Source organism: Klebsiella sp. P1954, assembly GCF_018199955.1.
Classification (GTDB): Bacteria; Pseudomonadota; Gammaproteobacteria; order Enterobacterales; family Enterobacteriaceae; genus Klebsiella; species Klebsiella pneumoniae.
Window position 1 is genome coordinate 2,642,314 of record NZ_CP073373.1, and the last position, 20,744, is coordinate 2,663,057.

Here is a 20,744-nt window from a genome sequence, read left to right on the forward strand (position 1 = left end):
CGGCCGTTCTGCTAAAATAATCACATCCCCTGCGGAGTATTCCTCCATGAACGCCTACTCGCTATCACGTCTGTTTATCGCCTGGCTCACCTGCCTCGCGACACTGTTATTCGCTCCTCTGCTGCCGGCAGTAGAGGTGGAAAAAGCGCCGCCGGCAGCAGCCGAAGACAACACGCTATCGATTCATATCGACGATATGCTACGGCCATGGAGAGGCGATTTGCCTGGCATGATCGACCGTCGTACCATTCGGGTATTAACCACCTACAGCAAGACCTTCTTTTTTATTGATAAAGGCACCCAGCGCGGGGCGACGCACGACATTTTTATCGCGCTGGAAAACGAGCTGAATAAACAGCTAGCGAAGGATAAAAAGCTCAAACAGCGCCACCTGAAGCTGCATATCGTTTTTGTGCCGGTCAGTCGGGATAATCTCTTTATCGCGCTTAATGAAGGTAAAGGCGATATTGCGGCTGCCAATCTGACTATCACGCCCTCGCGGGAAGCACAGGTCGATTTCGCCCAGCCGCTCTACAGCAACGTGAAAGAATTACTGATCTCCGGCCCGGCTTCACCGAAGGTCGACAGCCTGGAGCAACTCTCTGGTCAAACCGTCTTTGTTCGCCGCTCCTCCAGCTATTACGACAGCCTGCAAGCGCTGAACGCCCGATTTGCCGGTGAGTCGCGCCCACCGGTGATACTGGAGGCGGCGCCGGAAGCGCTGGAGGATGAAGATCTGCTGGAAATGCTCAACGCCGGGCTGATTCCGCTGATCGTCGTCGATCAGCATAAAGCGTTGTTCTGGAAACAGGTGTTTCCAAAAATTCAGGTCCATGACAATGTGGTGCTGCGCGAGGGCGGCGACATTGCCTGGGCGGTACGCAAAGACAGCCCGCAGCTGCTGACGGTACTGAACAACTTCGTCAGAAAGAATCGTCAGGGCACCACGCTGGGCAATACTCTCCTGCTGCGTTACCTGAAAAATGCTAAATATGTCAAAAATGCCGCGGCGAGTAAGGAACGACGCAAATTCCTCGCGATGGTAGATGTCTTCCGCAAGTACGGCGATCGTTACGACGTCGACTGGCTGCTGATGGCGGCCCAGGGATACCAGGAGTCGCGGCTGAATCAGTCGGTACGGAGCCACGTCGGCGCCATCGGCGTTATGCAGGTGATGCCCAGCACTGGAAAAGAGCTGAAGGTGGGCGATATTAAACAGCTGGATCCCAATATCCATGCCGGCGTGAAATACATGCGCTGGATGATGGATCGGTACTATGCCGATGAGCCCATGACCCGGCTCGATAAAGCGCTGTTTACCTTTGCCTCCTATAACGCGGGTCCGGCGCGTATCGCCCGCCTGCGCACCATGACTAAACAGCGAGGATTTGACCCGAACGTCTGGTTCGGTAACGTCGAAAATATGGCGGCAGAAAAAATTGGCGCCGAGACGGTAACCTACGTCAGCAATATCTATAAGTATTACATCGCCTATCGGCTGATCGTCGATGACATGGCCCGCAAACAGAAAGCGACGGCCGTACCGCGGCAGGAGCCGGTGGCGCAGCCAGTCAAACCGCAGCCCAGCGTGGCGACAGCCGCCACCGCTCAGGTGCCCGTCATCTGAATCGCTCGTTACCGTAGGTCAAATTCCATCCTGAAATGACGGTGCAGGAATAACAAAGAAAAAGCCCCGGCGAAACCGGGGCTTTCTGTTTTCGACTGCGCAGACAGTGCGCCTAAGGCAAGCCTTAGAACGGGATGTCGTCGTCGAAGTCCATCGGCGGTTCGTTGGAAGGCGCTGCCGGGGCCTGCTGCTGCGGACGGGACTGCGCGCCGCCGCTGAACTGGTTGCCGCCCTGCGGCTGCTGCGGCTGACCCCAACCGCCCTGCTGCTGGCCGCCGCCTGCCGGTGCGCCGCCGCCCTGACGGCCGCCCAGCATCTGCATGGTGCCGCCCACGTTCACCACCACTTCGGTGGTGTATTTGTCCTGACCGGATTGATCGGTCCACTTGCGGGTACGCAGCTGGCCTTCAATGTACACCTGTGAGCCTTTACGCAGATACTCACCAGCGACTTCCGCCAGTTTGCCGAACAGCACAACGCGGTGCCACTCGGTCTGCTCTTTCATTTCGCCGGTCTGCTTGTCACGCCAGGATTCGGAAGTTGCCAGCGTGAAGTTGGCGACAGCGCCGCCACTTGGCATGTAGCGTACTTCCGGGTCCTGCCCCAGATTACCGACGAGAATCACCTTGTTTACGCCTCTGCTGGCCATGTTCGTGTCTCCTGAATACGTTTCTTAATAGTGTAAACGCGCGAGTGTACCATTTCCACGTAGCATTTTAATAGCTGCGAGGCTGATTCCAGAGATAGTACCCGGCTACGACATTGTTGCACACTCGACCCGAATTTGCATTCCGATACTGTATATTCATTCAGGTTAAATTGTGTCATAATTAGCCGTTTCTGCCGTTTGTCCTTCAAGCAAACCAGGCAATCCGTGTATCTACCTACCGGGAAAGGTGAATGGATAAGATCGAAGTTCGGGGCGCCCGCACCCATAATCTCAAAAACATCAACCTCGTTATCCCGCGCGACAAACTCATTGTCGTCACCGGGCTTTCCGGGTCTGGCAAATCTTCACTCGCTTTCGACACCCTGTATGCCGAAGGCCAGCGTCGCTACGTCGAATCGCTCTCCGCCTATGCGCGACAGTTCCTGTCGCTGATGGAGAAGCCGGACGTCGACCATATCGAAGGGCTGTCGCCGGCGATTTCCATCGAACAGAAATCAACCTCTCACAACCCCCGCTCGACGGTGGGTACTATTACCGAAATTCACGACTATCTGCGTCTGCTGTACGCCCGCGTCGGCGAACCGCGCTGTCCGGATCACGACGTGCCGCTGGCGGCGCAAACCGTCAGTCAGATGGTCGATAATGTCCTCGCCCAGCCGGAAGGCCTGCGCCTGATGCTGCTGGCGCCCATTATTAAAGAGCGCAAAGGCGAGCACACTAAAACCCTGGAAAACCTCGCCAGTCAGGGCTACATCCGCGCGCGGATCGACGGCGAGGTCTGCGATCTGTCGGATCCGCCGAAGCTGGAGCTGCAGAAGAAGCACACCATTGAGGTAGTCATCGACCGCTTCAAGGTGCGCGACGATCTGGCGCAGCGCCTGGCCGAGTCGTTTGAAACCGCGCTGGAGCTCTCCGGCGGGACCGCCATTGTGGCTAATATGGATGATCAGAAAGCGGAAGAACTGCTGTTTTCCGCCAACTTCGCCTGCCCGATCTGCGGCTACAGCATGCGCGAGCTGGAGCCGCGTCTGTTCTCCTTTAACAACCCGGCGGGCGCCTGCCCGACCTGCGACGGCCTCGGCGTGCAGCAATATTTCGATCCCGATCGCGTGGTGCAAAATCCCGAGCTGTCGCTGGCGGGCGGCGCCATCCGCGGCTGGGATCGGCGTAACTTCTACTACTTCCAGATGCTGAAGTCGCTGGCGGAGCACTATAAATTCGACGTCGAAGCGCCATGGGGCACCCTCAGTGCCAACGTGCAGAAAGTGGTGCTGTACGGTTCAGGTAAAGAAAGTATTGAATTCAAATACATGAACGACCGCGGCGATACCTCGGTGCGCCGCCATCCGTTCGAAGGCGTGCTGCATAACATGGAGCGCCGTTACAAAGAGACGGAATCCAGCGCGGTGCGCGAAGAGCTGGCGAAGTTCATCAGCAACCGTCCGTGCGCCAGCTGCGACGGCACTCGTCTGCGTCGCGAGGCGCGCCACGTGTTTGTGGAAAACACCCCGCTGCCGACCATCTCCGATATGAGCATCGGCCATGCGATGGATTTCTTCAACAATCTGAAGCTCTCCGGCCAGCGGGCGAAAATCGCCGAAAAAGTGCTGAAAGAGATTGGCGATCGTCTGAAATTCCTCGTCAACGTCGGCCTCAACTACCTGACGCTCTCCCGCTCGGCGGAAACGCTCTCCGGCGGCGAAGCCCAGCGTATCCGTCTGGCAAGCCAGATTGGCGCCGGGCTGGTTGGCGTGATGTACGTGCTGGATGAACCCTCTATCGGCCTGCACCAGCGCGATAACGAACGCCTGCTCGGCACCCTGATCCACCTGCGCAATTTAGGCAACACGGTGATCGTCGTTGAGCACGACGAAGACGCCATTCGCGCCGCCGACCATGTGATCGATATCGGTCCCGGCGCTGGCGTTCACGGCGGCCAGGTAGTAGCGGAAGGGCCGCTGGAGGCCATTATGGCGGTCCCGGAATCCCTGACCGGCCAGTTCATGAGCGGTAAACGCAAAATTGAAGTGCCGAAACAGCGCGTGCCCGCCAACCCGGAGAAAGTCCTCAAGCTGACCGGCGCGCGCGGCAACAACCTGAAGGATGTAACGCTCACCCTGCCAGTGGGCCTGTTTACCTGCATCACCGGCGTCTCCGGCTCGGGTAAATCCACGCTGATCAACGATACCCTGTTCCCGATTGCCCAGCGCCAGCTCAACGGCGCGACCATCGCCGAACCAGCGCCGTATCGCGATATCCAGGGGCTGGAACATTTCGATAAAGTGATCGATATCGACCAGAGCCCGATCGGCCGGACGCCGCGCTCCAACCCGGCAACCTATACCGGGGTGTTTACCCCGGTGCGCGAGCTGTTCGCCGGCGTACCGGAGTCTCGCTCACGCGGCTATACGCCGGGGCGCTTTAGCTTTAACGTTCGCGGTGGGCGCTGCGAAGCCTGCCAGGGTGACGGCGTCATTAAGGTTGAGATGCACTTCCTGCCGGATATCTACGTGCCGTGCGACCAGTGCAAAGGCAAACGCTATAACCGTGAAACGCTGGAGATTAAGTACAAGGGTAAGACCATCCACGAAGTGCTGGATATGACCATCGAAGAGGCGCGTGAATTCTTTGATGCCGTACCGGCGCTGGCGCGTAAGCTGCAAACCCTGATGGACGTCGGCCTGACCTATATCCGCCTTGGCCAGTCGGCGACGACCCTGTCCGGCGGCGAGGCGCAGCGCGTGAAGCTGGCGCGCGAGCTGTCCAAGCGCGGTACCGGCCAGACGCTGTATATCCTCGATGAGCCGACCACCGGTCTGCACTTCGCCGATATCCAGCAGTTGCTGGAAGTCCTGCACCAGCTGCGCGATCAGGGCAATACCATCGTGGTGATTGAGCACAACCTCGATGTGATTAAAACTGCCGACTGGATTGTCGATCTCGGCCCGGAAGGCGGCAGCGGCGGCGGCGAAATCCTGGTCTCCGGTACGCCGGAAACCGTCGCCGAGTGCGAAGCCTCGCACACCGCGCGCTTCCTCAAGCCCATGCTGAAATAATTAGCGGGTAAGCTGCTGCCGGACCGGCTCCGGCAGCATTTTCACCGCCTGCTGATAAGACGCATCGACCAGGTAGTAGATTTGCGAATCCGGCAGCGAGCCATCCAGATAGACGGTGCTCCAGTGCGCTTTATTGAGATGCTGGCTGGGCCGGACATCGCGATGCTGCTGACGCAGCAGCTCAGCCAGCTCCGGACTCGCCTTCAGCGCGACCGCCGGCCGCTGGTCCTCAACCTCCTTCACCATGGCAAACAGCACGTCTGAGACCTTAATCTGCGTGGCTTTCCAGTCGCTGTGGACGCTCTGCTCTGCTCCCGGTTTCGCCATGCAGTACTGTAATAACTCCGAAATTGTCATCTTTTATTCCCCCATGAGCGTCGCAACGATGCGCCGCGAACCGCCGTGTATCCGATGCTCCCCCAGCCAGATGCCCTGCCAGGTTCCCAGCCTGACGCGTCCGTCCTCGACCGGCAGCATTAGCGACACGCCAAGCATCGATGATTTGATGTGCGACGGCATATCGTCAGGGCCTTCATAGTCATGTTCATACGGCGCATTGTCCGGTACGGCGTTGAGAAAATACTGCTCCATGTCATAGCGGACGGTGGGATCGCAGTTTTCGTTGAGCGTCAGGGAAGCGGAAGTATGCTGGAGCAGGAGGTGCAGCAGGCCAACCTTCACCCCGGACAGCCCGCGGATCTGGCCAAGGATTTCGTCGGTGACCAGATGAAAACCGCGGGACTTTGGCCCAAGCGTCAGGGTTTGCTGATACCACATCATTGACTCCTTTTGCGAATGAATCCTTCTAAGTGTGCAGCAATACGTGAAAAGGTAAAACCTTCCACCCCTGATTTTGCATAAAAAAACGGCAGCGCCGTCGCTGCCGTTTATCGCGTTCAGGCGGTCATCAGTATTCGGAATTGACGATTACTTCCTCGCCCAGCGCGCCAGCCATCGGCAACGGCTTATAGGAGGAGTTGGCGGCCCGCAGCACGCGGATGCCACGGGCGCCCGCTTCGCGGGCGGCGGTGATATCGTTATCCGAATCGCCGTAGAAAACCTTTATCTGCTTCGCCTGCAGCCACTGGGTCTTGGTGTTCTGGCCAGGCTTATCGCCAGCGAAAATCACCGGATTCATATTGGCGGCCGGGATGAGAAAATCATCCTGCAGGGTTTTAGAAACGGTTTCGGTTTTGGTCTGGCTGCGGCCGGTGACGAACCAGATGCTGTCCCCGCGCTTCACATGCATCGCAATCAGCTGGCGCGCCACCTCTTTCGGCATGCTGAATTCATCCCAGCCATTGTTCATTTTTTCCCAGAACTGCGGGTTTTTCAGGTAATCCTCGCTGCCGGGAGAGAAGGTTTTTTGCCCGCGCCAGAAACCCGGACTGGAGAAGAGGACGGTGTCATCGATATCAAAGCCGACGGCCATCGGCGGCCGCCCCAGCAGGCTGTTCTCAATTTGCGCCACCGAAACCCAGTGGATTGGCGCCTGCTCGGCCAGCTGGGCCACGTTGGTGCCGACCCACAGCGGCTGCGGCGTGGAGGCGCGCGCCACAACGGCGCTGTTCAGCGTGAACAGGAGAGAAGCCGCCGCAAGGGCGAGAGTAAGTTTGCGCATATTTATCCCTAAATCTATCAATCATTATTGTTTTCAATAATGTGCATGCTTATCAACGTCCCGACCTTACCCGCCGGCGGCATGGATGAAAAGCCTTTTTCGCGCAGATGTCATAGAAAAAGAGGATGATCACATCCGAGGGGGTTGCCCCTGCCCGTTGACCGGCAGAGACAACCCGCTGGAGAGCGGCTTACATTACCGCGGCAAAAGCTTTCGCTACCTGCTGAACATTACGTGAGTTTAACCCCGCCACGCACATGCGTCCGCTGGCAATCAGGTAGACGCCAAACTCATCGCGCAGACGATCCACCTGCGCCGCGCTAAATCCGGTATAGCTGAACATCCCGCGCTGCTTGAGCAGGTAATCCACTTTGCTGCCCGGGGCAACCTGCTGCAGCGCGTCGACCAGCGCCTGGCGCATGGTCAGGATGTGCGCGCGCATGGCGTCCACTTCCGCCTGCCACGTGGCTTTCAGCCCGGCATCGTTCAGCACCGTCGCCACCACCTGCGCGCCAAAGCTCGGCGGGCTGGAGTAATTACGGCGCACGGTGGCCTTCAGCTGCCCCAGCACGCGGCCCGCGGTTTCGCTGTCTTCACAGACCACGGACAGACCGCCGACGCGCTCCCCGTACAGCGAGAAAATTTTAGAGAACGAGTTGCTGACCAGCATCGGCATCCCGGCGCTGGCGATGGCGCGAATAGCGTAGGCATCCTCTTCCAGCCCCCCGCCAAAGCCCTGGTAGGCGATGTCGAGGAAGGGGATCAGCTGACGCGCTTTCAATACCTCAACCACGCGGTCCCACTGGGCTGGCGTCAGGTCGGCGCCGGTCGGGTTGTGGCAGCAAGGGTGCAGCAGCACAATATCGCGGGCCGGCAGCGTTTGCAGCGTCGCCAGCAGGTCCTCAAAGCGCACGCCGTTGGTGGCTTTATCAAACCAGGGGTAAGTACTTACTTCGAAGCCAGCCCCTTCAAAAATGGCGATGTGGTTTTCCCAGGTCGGATCGCTGACCCAGACATGAGACTCAGGAAAGTAACGTTTGAGGAAGTCGGCCCCGACCTTCAGCGCGCCCGAACCGCCGACCGTCTGAATAGAGGCAATGCGATTTTGCTTAAGCGCGGTATGCTCTGCGCCAAACAGCAGTGGCGCAATCGCCTGACGGTAGCCGCTCAACCCTTCCATTGGCAGATACAGCGAGGCGCCATGCGGCTCGGCGTTCAGGCGTGCTTCCGCTTCCGCCACCGCCTGCAGCTGCGGGATAATGCCGTCATCGTTGTAGTACAGCCCGATACTCAGGTTGACTTTGTCGCTTCGCGGGTCTTCTTTGAAGCGTTCCATCAGAGAAAGAATAGGGTCGCCGGCGTAGGCGTCAACTTTTTGAAACACGCGATGTATCTCCAGGTTTACATGGGGCAGGTTCTTACACAATAAACCGGATATGACGGCAGGTCGAGAGGATGTTGAGGGGAAAGTGAGCGCGCAGCGGTATAAACCGCTTTTTTGAGCGCCGCAGGCCTGGTGCGTACCGGATCAGCCTCTGTGCTATCCGGTACGCCAGAGGCTTAGTCGAAGTATTTCATGGCGACGCGGGAGGTCAGTCGCGTAATAAGTTCGTAAGCACTCACTTTCGTTATCTCGGCGATGCGCTCTACCGGGAGCCCCTCTCCCCACAGCACTACCGCATCGCCGGCCTTATCCTGGGCCTGCGGTCCGAGGTCAACGCAGATCATATCCATCGCCACCCGGCCGACAATCGGCACTTCCCGGCCATTGACCAGCACCGGCGTGCCCGACGGTGCCGCGCGCGGATAACCGTCGCCATAGCCCATCGCCACCACGCCGAGACGGGTATCGCGTTCGCTGATCCAGGTGCCGCCGTAGCCGACGGGCTCCCCTGCTTTATGCTCGCGCACCGCAATCAGGCTGGACGTTAGAGTCATCACCGGCTGGCAGCCGAAATCTCTGCCGGTGGAGCGATCGTCCAGCGGCGACACGCCATACAGGATAATTCCGGGGCGCACCCAGTCGTAATGCGATTGCGGCCACAGCAGAATGCCGCCCGAGGCGGCGATAGAGCGCAAGCCCGGCTTGCCTTCGGTAAAGGTGGTGAAGATGTCCAGCTGGCGTTCGGTGGCGCCGCAGGTCGGCTCATCGGCGCGCGCGAAGTGGCTCACCACGTTCACCGGCTGGCGGACGTTTTTACACTGGCTCAGACGCTGATAAAACGCCTCGGCTTCCTCCGGGCGCACTCCTAAGCGATGCATGCCGGTATCCAGCTTCATCCACACGGTCACCGGCTCGGGGAGATCGGCTTGCTCCAGCGCCGCCAGCTGTTCGGGGCTATGCACCGCCGTATGCAGGCGCTGGGCGGCGATCACCGCCAGGTCTTCCGCAGCAAAAAAGCCTTCCAGCAGGAGGATCGGCTGGGCGATGCCCCCCGCTCGCAGGCGCAGCGCCTCTTCCAGGCGGGCGACGCCAAAGGCGTCGGCGTCGGTCAGCGTTCGCGCGGTCTCGAGAAGACCGTGTCCGTAGGCGTTCGCTTTCACTACCGCAACCAGTTTGCTGGCGGGCGCCAGTTCACGCAGACGTTGCAGGTTGTGTCGCAGAGCGCGGCGGTTGATAACTACAGTTGCCGCTTGCATTTGAATTCCTTAATAAAAGAAGGCGGAAGGATTACTCATCATCATACTGAGGACCGGCATAATTATCGAAACGCGACCACTGGCCGTTAAAGGTCAGTCGCACGGTGCCGATCGGACCGTTACGTTGTTTACCAATGATAATTTCCGCGATGCCTTTAAGATCGCTGTTCTCGTGATAGACCTCATCACGGTAAATGAACATGATTAAGTCGGCATCCTGTTCGATAGAGCCGGACTCACGCAGGTCGGAGTTGACCGGGCGCTTATCGGCGCGCTGCTCCAGCGAGCGGTTAAGCTGCGACAGCGCCACCACCGGCACCTGCAGCTCTTTCGCCAGCGCCTTCAGCGAGCGGGAGATTTCGGCAATCTCAAGGGTACGGTTGTCGGAGAGCGACGGCACGCGCATCAGCTGCAGGTAGTCGATCATAATCAGTCCGATGCCGCCGTGCTCGCGGGCGATACGCCGCGCGCGGGAGCGCACCTCCGTCGGCGTCAGGCCGGAGGAGTCATCGATATAGATATTGCGCTTTTCCAGCAGGATGCCCATGGTGCCGGAGATCCGCGCCCAGTCTTCGTCGTCCAGTTGACCGGTACGAATGCGGGTCTGATCGACGCGCGACAGCGAGGCCAGAGAACGCATCATGATCTGTTCCGAGGGCATCTCGAGACTGAAGATTAATACCGGTTTGTCCTGCAGCATCGCCGCGTTTTCCACGAGGTTCATCGCGAAGGTCGTTTTACCCATCGATGGACGGGCGGCGACGATAATCAGATCCGACGGCTGCAGGCCGGCGGTCTTTTTGTTGAGGTCGTCGTAGCCGGTATTGACCCCGGTGACGCCGTCATGGGGCTGCTGGAACAGCTGTTCGATACGGGCGACAGTGGCATCGAGGACATCGGCGATGTTCTTCGGCCCTTCGTCTTTGTTGGCCCGGCTTTCGGCGATTTTGAAAACCCGGGATTCGGCAAGGTCGAGCAGATCTTCGCTGGTTCGCCCCTGCGGGTCGAAGCCGGCTTCGGCGATCTCGTTGGCCACCGAAATCATTTCGCGCACCACCGCGCGTTCGCGCACGATGTCGGCATAGGCGCTGATGTTAGCCGCGCTGGGCGTGTTTTTGGACAATTCGGCCAGATAGGCGAAGCCGCCCACGCTGTCCAGCTGCCCCTGACGCTCCAGCGACTCGGCGAGCGTAATCAGGTCAATCGGACTGCCGGACTCCTGCAGGCGCGCCATCTCGGTAAAAATATGACGGTGCGGACGGGTATAAAAGTCGTCGGCAACGACGCGTTCGGCGACGTCGTCCCAGCGCTCGTTATCCAGCATTAAACCGCCCAACACCGACTGCTCCGCTTCAATCGAGTGCGGCGGGACTTTCAGCCCGGCGAGCTGCGGATCGCGTTCGCGGGTTTCTGTCTGTGGTTTGTTGAAGGGTTTATTTCCTGCCATAGCCTAACATTTCACCGATCCGGAAAAGAGCGTGACAGTATAGCGAGAAAGCCATTGCCGCTAAAGAACCCATTAAGCGTGGCAGGCCTGAGGCGGGTAAGAAAATCCGTCGCCGCCGGCGCAGGCTGTTAAGCTTACTGAATAATCTCGGAACAACACAGGAGCGAACATGGCAACACGCATCGAATTTTCGAAACACGGGGGACCGGAGGTGCTTCAGGCGGTTGAGTTCACGCCACGCGATCCCGCAGAACATGAGATTCAGGTCGAAAACAAAGCCATCGGCATCAACTATATCGACACCTATGTTCGCAGCGGCCTCTATCCGCCGCCGTCGCTGCCGAGCGGCCTGGGCACCGAGGCGGCCGGCATCGTCAGTAAAGTTGGCCATGGGGTCACGCATATTAAGGTAGGCGATCGGGTGGTGTACGCCCAGTCGGCGCTCGGCGCCTACAGCACGGTACACAATGTGCTGGCCGACAAAGCGGCGGTCCTGCCGGACGCTATCTCTTTCGAACAGGCCGCCGCGTCGTTCCTCAAAGGATTAACGGTCTGGTATCTGCTGCGCAAAACCTATGAAATTAAGCCTGATGAGATGTTCCTGTTTCACGCGGCCGCTGGCGGCGTGGGGCTGATAGCCTGTCAGTGGGCGAAAGCGCTGGGGGCGAAACTTATCGGTACCGTCGGCAGCTCGCAGAAAGCGCAGCGCGCCAAAGAGGCGGGCGCCTGGCAGGTGATTAACTATCGCGAGGAGTCTATCGTGGAGCGGCTCAAGGCGCTCACCGACGGTAAGAAAGTGGCCGTCGTCTACGACTCGGTGGGGAAAGATACCTGGGAGGCCTCTCTGGACTGCCTGCAGCGCCGCGGCCTGATGGTCAGCTTTGGTAACTCCTCCGGTCCGGTGACCGGCGTTAATCTGGGGATCCTGAATCAAAAAGGCTCCCTGTACGTCACTCGCCCATCGCTGCAGGGCTATATCACCAACCGGGAAGAACTGGAGGAAGCCTGCAGTGAATTGTTTTCGCTGATCGCCAGCGGGGTGATTAAAGTGGACGTGGCTGAAAGTCAGATCTATCCGCTGAGCGAAGCGCGGCGGGCGCATGAAGTTCTGGAGAGCCGGGTGACGCAGGGTTCGAGTTTGCTGCTGCCATAAGTTGGCAGAAGGGGCAAAAGTTTAGGGCTTCCACCTGGGAAGCCCTTACTTTTTTTTAGTTCGGCTGTATGTAGGGTACAGCGCGATGAATTCGTTAACGCGCTAATAGTGACAGATTTGCGCAGCAATGCCTACGCGGTTGTCTGCAAAATTGTTCAGGTTGTGACGCACCCCTCAATACCTTAGTAACGCCAACGGTTATTGTCGCGAAAAGCGTTTCCGTTCGGGGATTTCAGCGCCCGAATAATCCACACCACCGCCACCGCCAGCAGCAGCCACGGCAGTAATTTGATCATCAAGGCGAACAACCCGCCGACGAACATCAGCGCCGTCGCCACCACGATTGCCGCGATAATCCCCAGCAGCGATACGCCGGTGACCAGCAGCATGACAAAAAATCCAATGACAAATAGCAGTTCCAGCATGGTTCTCTCCCCAAAGAATGAATACTTCACTCTGCAGGTATTACAAAAAGCATGCCAACCATAAGCTTTTGACTTTAAAACAAAACGCCCCGCGACGGTGCGCGAGGCGTGGTCAATTTCACCAGGTTTTGGTCAGAAATTAACGTTTATCTGCCACCAGCTTCAGGGCATGCTCCAGCACTGCAATATCGGCGCCGGCTTTATGCGCATTTTCGCTCAGGTAGCGACGCCACTGGCGAGCGCCGGGGATCCCCTGAAACAGCCCCAGCATATGGCGGGTAATATGGCCCAGATAGGTGCCCTTGCTGAGCTCGCGCTCAATATAGGGGTACATGGCTCGCACCACCGCTACCGGATCGGCATCCGCGCCGGCGACGCCGAAAATTTCGCGGTCGACCGAGGCCAGAATGCCCGGGTTCTGATAGGCCTCACGCCCGACCATCACCCCATCCATATGCTCAAGCTGTACTCTGGCTTCGTCCAGCGATTTGATGCCGCCGTTGATCGCCATCGTAAGGTGGGGGAAATCGCGCTTCAGCTGCCAGACGCGGGGGTAATCCAGCGGCGGGATCTCGCGGTTCTCTTTTGGACTCAGGCCGGAGAGCCAGGCTTTGCGGGCGTGAATAATAAACATCTCACACTCGCCCTTGCCGGAGACCGTCTCAATGAAATCGCACAGAAACTCATAGCTATCCTGGTCGTCAATGCCGATACGGGTTTTCACCGTGACCGGAATCGACACCACATCGCGCATCGCCTTGATGCAGTCGGCCACCAGTGGCGCATTGCCCATCAGGCAAGCGCCAAACATCCCGTTCTGCACGCGGTCGGAGGGGCAGCCGACGTTGAGGTTGATCTCATCATAGCCGCGCGCCTCGGCCAGCTTCGCGCACTGCGCCAGGGCCTGGGGATCGCTGCCGCCGAGCTGCAGAGCAACCGGGTGCTCTTCTTCGCTATAGGCCAGATAGTCCCCTTTGCCGTGAATAATCGCCCCGGTGGTCACCATTTCGGTATACAGCAGCGTATGCCGCGACAGCAGCCGCAGGAAGTAGCGGCAGTGTCGGTCGGTCCAGTCGAGCATCGGCGCGATGGAGAAGCGGTGAGCAGGGAAAACAGGTGACGTTGATTCAGGCATCATGGCGAATAAATAAGCATCCGGGTAAAAAGGGGCGCTACTATAGCATAAAGATACACCACAGGCGCATAGTGCGCCGCGCTTCGCCCCTCACCTGAAATGATTACTTTTTCCGCGGCTTACCGTCGTGTGGACCGAAGAACTGCGGCGGATGGTCAACCCAACGATCCTGGCGCGTCGCGGCATAGCCGGGATTGAGCGGGTAATAAATGCGGTTGTACTTCTTGTTGGCCTCGCCCACCACCAGCAGACGAACTTCCTGCTCGGTGTTATTGAGAAAGGTGTGGCAGATGCCGGTACCAGCGGGAAAACCCACGCTGTCGCCGGGCTCCAGCTTCCAGAGATAGCCGTTTATCCACACTTCCGGATAGCCCTCCAGCACGTAGATGAACTCTTCCTCATCGCTCTCCGCGTGTGGATAAGAGGTGCGCCGCCCGGGCGGCAGCCGCTCGTGGTGGATCCCCAGCCGGTTGAGACGTAAACCTCGCCCCAGCGGCGCGCCGATTGAAAAACGCTCCGGGCTGTCGGGATAAGTAGCATCGTCGGGCCCTTCCAGTTCGCGCCAGTGGCGAATGCAATCAGGTCGTTTCATCGTTTTCTCCCGAAAATGAGACACTTCAGATATAGCATACCCAGGGTCGGGCGTGTTGTGATTAAATCGGACATGGTGGTTTTAGCGAGCGGCTAAGGCGTAGTCTGCTCGAGAATAAGCGGCCAGCGCTCGGGACGGGCGCCGGTGCCGACAACCTGAAGTATGACCCGTATCACCTGCCGGCTCTCGGTGTTTTCTGAGGAACGTGATAAAGTAACAGATTCAAATTCACGCAATCCGAGGATGCTCATGGATAAGACCCCTTCGCAAGAGATGTTAGCGCATGCTGAAAAGCTTTGCGCACAGCGCGGCGTACGCCTGACTCCACAGCGTCTGGAAGTGTTGCGCCTGATGAGCCTGCAGCAAGGGGCAATCAGCGCCTACGATCTGCTGGACTTGCTACGTGAGAAAGAGCCGCAGGCGAAGCCGCCGACGGTTTACCGTGCGCTGGAGTTTTTACTCGAGCAGGGTTTTGTCCATAAGGTAGAGTCAACCAATAGCTATGTGCTGTGCCATCTGTTCGACCAGCCGACCCATAGCTCGGCCATGTTTATCTGCGACCGCTGCGGCGTGGTAAAAGAAGAAGCGGCGGAAGGGGTGGAAGATATCATGCATACGCTGGCGGCCCGCATGGGGTTTGCCCTGCGCCACAATGTGATAGAAGCTCACGGGCTTTGCGCGGGCTGCGTGGAAGTCGAAGCCTGCAGCACCCCGGGACACTGCCAGCACGATCATACTATTCAGCTCAAAAAGAAAGCCCGCTGAGCGTCTGCCGCAGCGGGAAAAAGGGTTAACGGCGCGTCCGTGCGCCATTCAGACAGGCACTAACACAAATGCTTCATTCTTCGGATCAAGGAACACTACCAGCGATAGTCGTTCTTATGCTCCCAGTCTGAGACTTCTTTCTCAGCCTGATCTTTCTCATAGCCGTAACGCTCCTGAATTTTGCCGACCAGCTGGTCGCGCTTCCCTTCGATTACGGTCATATCATCATCGGTAAGTTTGCCCCACTGTTCCTTGGCTTTACCTTTAAACTGTTTCCAGTTACCGCCGATTTCGTCTTTATTCATAATAACGTCCTCATCATTCGGTGGGTTTACAGCCCGTTTTGTGCCGGACATGGTATTAACTATAGATGAGAATGCTGGCGTCGATTCGTTATTCGGAATTTTTAACCATCGCACCGCGGGATAACGCGAAGAGGATGTTCCCGGCTTGCGCCACGCTGAGCCGGGCTATTGAATCGCCCTGTAAGCGTAGCGCGACCGGGGAAGGTCACGGCTAACGGCAATGACGGGAGATGACTAACTAAACCATGTGCCGCGTCGCCAGTGACGACGCCAGATCAGCGCCAGCGACAGGCCGCGCAGGGCGAGGAACACCGCCAGCGCCAGCCACAGACCATGGTTGCCAAGCACCGGTAGCGTAAGCAGCGTCACGGCAAACCCCGCCGCGGCGACCGCCATACTGTTCCTCATCTCAGCGCCGCGCGTCGCGCCGATAAACATGCCGTCCAGCAGATAGCACCAGACGCCGACCACCGGCAGGATCGTCTGCCAGATCAGATAGCGATCGGCCAGCTGCTGCAGGGAAGGCAGTGAGGTTAACAACGCGATAATGTACTGCCCCGCCAGGCTGTAAATCAGGGCAAACGCCAGCGCCACCATGCCGGACTGCCGGCAGGCCGCCCGCCACACCTCCAGCAACTGGCTACCGTCGCGCGCGCCGTAAGCCTGGCCGGAGTGAGCCTCCACGGCATAGGCAAAGCCATCCAGCGCGTAGGCGGTAAAGGTCAGCATGGTCATCAGTACGGCGTTAACCGCCACGATGTCGCTGCCCAGACGGGCGCCGAATACGGTCAGCGCGCCAAAGCACAGCTGCAGCAGCAGCGAGCGCAGCATGATGTCCCGATTCAACGCCAATAAACGGCGCAGATCCCCACGCCAGGCGTCTTTCAGCATCGCCAGCGACACGCCGCGCAGCGTCAGCACCCGCTTCGCCATCAGCAGGCCAATAATGAGGGTGGCGTACTCCGCGGTGACCGTGGCCAGCGCCGCTCCCTGGACGTTCATCCGCAGGCCCATCACCAGCCACAGATCGAGCACAATATTCAACAGATTACCCACCACCAGCAGAATAACCGGCGCCCGGGCGTACTGGACGCCCAGCAGCCAGCCGAGCAGCACCAGGTTGGCCAGCGAGGCGGGGGCGCTGAGCCAGCGAATTTCGAGAAACCGTCTCGCCTGCTCAAGCACCGCCTCGCTGCCGCCGACAATATGCAGAGCGAGGTCAATTAGCGGCAGGCGAAGCAGGATAATCAGCACCCCGGCGCCCAGCGCCAGGGCCAGTGGCTGCACCAGCGCCCGCGCCAGGCGCTGCGGATCTTTGGCGCCCCAGGCCTGAGCGGTGAGCCCGGTGGTGCTCATGCGCAGGAACAGCAGCAGCATGAAGAGGAAACTGGTGGCCGTCGCCCCGACCGCTACGCCGCCGAGGTATACCGGGCTGTCCAGGTGGCCGATCACCGCCGTATCCACCAGCCCCAGCAGCGGGACGGTGATGTTGGAGAAAATCATAGGGAGGGCAAGACGCCACAGCGCTTTATCGGCAGCGTTGAGCAGCATGTTTGAGGACCTGATTGAGGAAAAACGTCGCAGCGTCACGCAACAGATGACGCTGCGCAGAGGCAGGCGCTACAGCCATTCTCCATTACGGATCACGCCAACGGCCAGACCCTCAATGGTAAAACTCTGCTGGCGCAGATCGACGACGATCGGGGAAAACTCGCTGTTTTCCGGCAACAGTTCAACGACATTGCCCTGCTTTTTCAGGCGCTTCACCGTCACTTCTTCATCGATACGCGCGACAACCACCTGGCCGTTACGCACATCCTGGGTTTTGTGGACCGCCAGCAAATCGCCATCCAGAATACCGATGTCTTTCATCGACATCCCACTGACGCGCAGCAGGAAATCGGCGTTGGGCTTAAACATCGACGGGTCGACCTGATAGTGGCCTTCAATATGCTGCTGCGCCAGCAGCGGCTCACCGGCGGCGACGCGGCCGATCAGCGGCAGGCCTTGCTCTTCTTCCGTCAGCAGGCGAATACCGCGAGAAGCGCCGGAGACGATCTCGATCGCGCCTTTACGCGCCAGCGCTTTCAGGTGTTCTTCCGCCGCGTTTGGGGAACGGAACCCCAAGCGCTGAGCAATTTCCGCACGCGTCGGCGGCATGCCCGTCTGGCTGATATGATCCCTAATGAGATCAAACACCTCTTGCTGCCTGGTCGTTAACGCTTTCATTCCGCCCCCTGGGTGTATATACAGTTATGCTGTGAGTATATACAGCTAACGGTGATTTTGGAACCACATGGCACACAAAAATCGGCGGATTGTTCATATTTTGCGAGGGTTAGCGAAGAACGTTAGTGATAATGGCTCCACAGCAGCGTTCCCCAGGTGATCAGCGCGATGATAATCGCCAGCAGAACCGCCGCCGACCCCATATCTTTGGCGCGCCCTGAAAGCTCGTGAAAATCCGAGCCGATACGGTCCACAACCGCTTCAATCGCGCTGTTGAGAATTTCGACTATCATCACTAGCAGGACCGAGCCAATCAGCAATACGCGGGTGATGGCGTCGACGTCCAGCCAGCAGGCTACCGCGACGGCCACGATAGCGGCGACGCCTTCCTGACGAAACGCAGCCTCGTTGATCCACGCCGCGCGAAATCCTTTCCAGGAGTAACCTGCCGCCTTAATGATCCGGGTTAACCCGGTGGTATTATTGGCCATCACAAAACCTTTTTACGTAAATGACGTCGATGAGTGTGCGCGTTTGCCGCGTGGTAACGGAAATTTTGCCCACTTTCTGTTATTCTTGCCGCGCATTTGCATGATTAACCAGAGGCTTCACATCGTTTATGTCCGGCTGGCAACGAATTTACTATAAATTACTGAATTTACCATTACAGGTGCTGGTAAAAAGCAAGTCTATTCCGGCAGAGCCTGCCCAGGAATTAGGACTCGATACCTCGCGTCCGGTCATGTACGTCCTGCCCTATAATTCGAAGGCGGACCTGCTGACGCTGCGCGCCCAATGCCTGGCGCATGATTTACCTGACCCGCTTGAACCGCTGGAAATCGACGGCGCCCTGCTGCCGCGTTACGTATTCATCCACGGTGGGCCGCGCGTATTTACTTATTACACGCCAAAAGAAGAGTCCATCAAGCTGTTCCACGATTACCTCGATCTGCACCGCAACCATCCGGACCTCGATGTGCAAATGGTGCCGGTTTCGGTCATGTTCGGCCGTTCGCCGGGTCGCGAGAAAGGAGAAGTCAATCCGCCGCTGCGGATGCTGAACGGCATTCAGAAATTTTTCGCCGTCTCCTGGCTCGGCCGCGACAGTTTCGTGCGCTTCTCGCCGTCCGTTTCGCTGCGCCGCATGGCGGATGAGCACGGTACCGATAAGATCATCGCCCAGAAGCTGGCTCGCGTCGCTCGCATGCATTTTGCCCGCCAGCGGCTGGCCGCCGTCGGCCCGCGTCTGCCGGCCCGCCAGGATCTGTTTAATAAACTGCTGGCCTCGAAAGCGATTGCCCGCGCGGTGGAAGACGAAGCGCGCAGCAAGAAAATTTCGCACGAGAAGGCACAGCAGAACGCTATCGCGCTGATGGAAGAGATTGCGGCGAACTTCTCATACGAGATGATCCGCCTGACCGACCGCATTCTCGGCTTCACCTGGAACCGCCTGTACCAGGGCATCAACGTGCATAACGCCGAGCGCGTACGCCAGCTGGCGCACGACGGCCATGAAATTGTCTATGTCCCCTGCCACCGCAGCCACATGGACTATCTGCTGCTCTCCTACGTCCTGTACCATCAGGGGCTGGTCCCTCCGCATATCGCGGCGGGCATCAACCTCAACTTCTGGCCGGCCGGGCCGATCTTCCGCCGCCTCGGCGCCTTCTTTATTCGCCGCACCTTTAAGGGCAACAAACTCTATTCCACCGTGTTCCGCGAATACCTTGGCGAACTGTTCAGCCGCGGCTATTCCGTGGAGTATTTCGTCGAAGGCGGCCGCTCCCGTACCGGCCGCCTGCTCGATCCGAAGACCGGTACGCTGTCGATGACCATCCAGGCGATGCTGCGCGGCGGAACCCGACCGATCACCCTGGTGCCGATTTACATCGGCTATGAGCACGTGATGGAGGTAGGAACCTACGCCAAAGAGCTGCGCGGCGCCACTAAAGAGAAAGAGAGTCTGCCGCAGATGGTGCGCGGTTTAAGCAAGTTGCGCAACCTGGGCCAGGGTTACGTTAACTTCGGCGAACCGCTGCCGCTGATGACCTATCTTAACCAGCATGTGCCGGATTGGCGGGAAGCGATCGACCCGATCGAAGCGGTTCGCCCCTCCTGGCTGACGCCGACGGTGAATAGCATCGCCGCTGACCTGATGGTGCGCATCAATAACGCCGGCGCGGCCAACGCCATGAACCTGTGCTGTACGGCGCTACTGGCCTCCCGCCAGCGTTCGCTGACCCGTGAGCAGCTCACCCAGCAGTTAGAGTGCTACCTCGCGCTGCTGCGCAATGTGCCCTATTCTCCGGATGCGACCGCCCCATCCGCTTCGGCCAGCGAGCTCATCGATCATGCGCTGCAGATGAACAAGTTCGAAGTGGAGAAGGACACCATTGGCGACATCATCATCCTGCCGCGCGAGCAGGCGGTGCTGATGACCTACTATCGCAACAATATCGCCCATATGCTGGTGATGCCGTCGCTGTTAGCCGCTCTGGTGACTCAGCATCGTCATCTCAGCCGCGCCGAAGTGCTGCGTCATGTGGAAACACTCTATCCGTTCCTCAAGGCCGAGCTGTTCCTGCGCTGGGAAAAAGCGGAGCTGGCCGGAGTGGTGGATGCGCTGATTGCCGAGATGCTGCGTCAGGAGCTGATCGTCGTCGATGGCGATGTCATGAGCCTCAACCCGTCGCACTCTCGCTCCCTGCAGCTGCTGGCCGCTGGCGCCCGCGAGACGCTGCAGCGCTATGCCATCACCTTCTGGCTGCTGAGCGCTAACCCGGCGATCAACCGCAGCTCGCTGGAAAAAGAGAGTCGCACCGTGGCCCAGCGTCTGTCGGTGCTACACGGCATCAATGCGCCGGAGTTCTTCGACAAAGCGGTGTTCAGCACCCTGGTGTTGACCCTGCGCGATGAAGGCTATATCAGCGACACCGGCGACGCCGAGCCGGAAGAGACCCTGAAGGTTTATCGGATGCTGGCGGACTTGATTACGTCGGATGTCCGACTGACCATTGAGAGCGTCACGCAGGACGACGCGTAACGCGGCGTTTGCTGCCCCCCGGAATGCCGGGGGGCA

At 58.8% G+C, this 20,744-nt stretch carries 20 protein-coding genes; 6 read left to right on the forward strand and 14 right to left on the reverse strand.

Translation table 11 applies throughout. The features are described from left to right. The first annotated feature begins 46 nt into the window (after window positions 1–46). Window positions 47–1,627 carry an MltF family protein gene (locus KB890_RS12680; protein WP_020324827.1) on the forward strand — a complete coding sequence of 527 codons (1,581 nt, stop codon included), beginning with the start codon at window positions 47–49 and terminating at the stop codon, window positions 1,625–1,627. Between the two features lie 124 nt (window positions 1,628–1,751). Here the strand turns inward: KB890_RS12680 and ssb1 are convergent, their stop codons facing one another. Next, entirely contained in the window at window positions 1,752–2,276 is a 525-nt protein-coding gene (gene ssb1, locus KB890_RS12685; protein WP_004151744.1) for a single-stranded DNA-binding protein SSB1, read from the reverse strand. 251 nt (window positions 2,277–2,527) lie between these two features. Between ssb1 and uvrA the strand changes: the two genes are divergently transcribed. After that, the gene (uvrA, locus tag KB890_RS12690; protein ID WP_020324826.1) at window positions 2,528–5,353 is read left to right on the forward strand and encodes an excinuclease ABC subunit UvrA; all 2,826 of its coding nucleotides are present in this window, start codon (window positions 2,528–2,530) and stop codon (window positions 5,351–5,353) included. Here the strand turns inward: uvrA and KB890_RS12695 are convergent, their stop codons facing one another. The 6 genes from KB890_RS12695 to dnaB all read right to left on the reverse strand — a co-directional run bounded on the left by KB890_RS12695 (window position 5,354) and on the right by dnaB (window position 11,061). Continuing rightward, the gene (locus tag KB890_RS12695; protein ID WP_002884953.1) at window positions 5,354–5,710 is read right to left on the reverse strand and encodes an MmcQ/YjbR family DNA-binding protein; all 357 of its coding nucleotides are present in this window, start codon (window positions 5,708–5,710) and stop codon (window positions 5,354–5,356) included. It abuts the gene before it with no gap. A gap of 3 nt (window positions 5,711–5,713) precedes the next feature. After that, complete coding sequence (locus KB890_RS12700; protein WP_002884951.1) at window positions 5,714–6,130, reverse strand: secondary thiamine-phosphate synthase enzyme YjbQ; 417 nt, start codon at window positions 6,128–6,130, stop codon at window positions 5,714–5,716. A gap of 130 nt (window positions 6,131–6,260) precedes the next feature. Next, a complete protein-coding gene (aphA, locus tag KB890_RS12705) occupies window positions 6,261–6,974 on the reverse strand; it encodes an acid phosphatase AphA (RefSeq protein ID WP_004151745.1) in 714 nt (237 codons plus the stop codon). 190 nt (window positions 6,975–7,164) lie between these two features. Next, complete coding sequence (gene tyrB, locus KB890_RS12710) at window positions 7,165–8,358, reverse strand: aromatic amino acid transaminase (protein ID WP_009485000.1); 1,194 nt, start codon at window positions 8,356–8,358, stop codon at window positions 7,165–7,167. Between the two features lie 176 nt (window positions 8,359–8,534). Continuing rightward, window positions 8,535–9,614: an alanine racemase gene (gene alr, locus KB890_RS12715; protein ID WP_012737157.1), complete on the reverse strand. Its 1,080-nt coding sequence runs from the start codon at window positions 9,612–9,614 to the stop codon at window positions 8,535–8,537. Between the two features lie 31 nt (window positions 9,615–9,645). Beyond that, a complete protein-coding gene (gene dnaB / locus KB890_RS12720; protein WP_002884942.1) occupies window positions 9,646–11,061 on the reverse strand; it encodes a replicative DNA helicase in 1,416 nt (471 codons plus the stop codon). Between the two features lie 169 nt (window positions 11,062–11,230). Here dnaB and KB890_RS12725 point away from each other — a divergent pair, with 169 nt between their 5' ends. Next, window positions 11,231–12,214, forward strand: coding sequence for a quinone oxidoreductase (locus tag KB890_RS12725; protein ID WP_004186480.1), 984 nt, complete (start codon window positions 11,231–11,233; stop codon window positions 12,212–12,214). Between the two features lie 182 nt (window positions 12,215–12,396). Here the strand turns inward: KB890_RS12725 and pspG are convergent, their stop codons facing one another. The 3 genes from pspG to KB890_RS12740 form a co-directional block, all read right to left on the reverse strand. After that, entirely contained in the window at window positions 12,397–12,639 is a 243-nt protein-coding gene (gene pspG, locus KB890_RS12730) for an envelope stress response protein PspG (protein ID WP_004894969.1), read from the reverse strand. Between the two features lie 139 nt (window positions 12,640–12,778). Further along, window positions 12,779–13,777, reverse strand: coding sequence for a tRNA dihydrouridine(20/20a) synthase DusA (dusA, locus tag KB890_RS12735; RefSeq protein WP_002884937.1), 999 nt, complete (start codon window positions 13,775–13,777; stop codon window positions 12,779–12,781). 100 nt (window positions 13,778–13,877) lie between these two features. Further along, entirely contained in the window at window positions 13,878–14,366 is a 489-nt protein-coding gene (locus tag KB890_RS12740; protein WP_002884935.1) for a cupin domain-containing protein, read from the reverse strand. A gap of 249 nt (window positions 14,367–14,615) precedes the next feature. Between KB890_RS12740 and zur the strand changes: the two genes are divergently transcribed. Continuing rightward, window positions 14,616–15,131: a zinc uptake transcriptional repressor Zur gene (gene zur, locus KB890_RS12745; RefSeq protein WP_002884931.1), complete on the forward strand. Its 516-nt coding sequence runs from the start codon at window positions 14,616–14,618 to the stop codon at window positions 15,129–15,131. 95 nt (window positions 15,132–15,226) lie between these two features. Here the strand turns inward: zur and KB890_RS12750 are convergent, their stop codons facing one another. After that, on the reverse strand, window positions 15,227–15,436 hold the full coding sequence (locus tag KB890_RS12750) for a CsbD family protein (protein ID WP_004151747.1): 210 nt from the start codon (window positions 15,434–15,436) through the stop codon (window positions 15,227–15,229). A 65-nt stretch (window positions 15,437–15,501) separates the two neighbouring features. On the opposite strand from KB890_RS12750, the gene KB890_RS12755 reads away from it, so the two are divergent. Continuing rightward, window positions 15,502–15,651 (forward strand): hypothetical protein, encoded by a 150-nt coding sequence (locus KB890_RS12755; protein WP_004219133.1) that lies wholly within the window; start codon window positions 15,502–15,504, stop codon window positions 15,649–15,651. Between the two features lie 19 nt (window positions 15,652–15,670). Here KB890_RS12755 and dinF read toward each other — a convergent pair whose 3' ends face one another. The 3 genes from dinF to KB890_RS12770 all read right to left on the reverse strand — a co-directional run bounded on the left by dinF (window position 15,671) and on the right by KB890_RS12770 (window position 18,156). Beyond that, window positions 15,671–16,987, reverse strand: coding sequence for an MATE family efflux transporter DinF (gene dinF, locus KB890_RS12760; RefSeq protein WP_004186472.1), 1,317 nt, complete (start codon window positions 16,985–16,987; stop codon window positions 15,671–15,673). 69 nt (window positions 16,988–17,056) lie between these two features. After that, a complete protein-coding gene (gene lexA / locus KB890_RS12765) occupies window positions 17,057–17,665 on the reverse strand; it encodes a transcriptional repressor LexA (protein WP_002884822.1) in 609 nt (202 codons plus the stop codon). 122 nt (window positions 17,666–17,787) lie between these two features. Further along, a complete protein-coding gene (locus KB890_RS12770; protein WP_002884819.1) occupies window positions 17,788–18,156 on the reverse strand; it encodes a diacylglycerol kinase in 369 nt (122 codons plus the stop codon). Window positions 18,157–18,284: 128 nt separating this feature from the next. Between KB890_RS12770 and plsB the strand changes: the two genes are divergently transcribed. Then, window positions 18,285–20,708: a glycerol-3-phosphate 1-O-acyltransferase PlsB gene (plsB, locus tag KB890_RS12775; RefSeq protein WP_004178269.1), complete on the forward strand. Its 2,424-nt coding sequence runs from the start codon at window positions 18,285–18,287 to the stop codon at window positions 20,706–20,708. Window positions 20,709–20,744 lie beyond the last annotated feature (36 nt).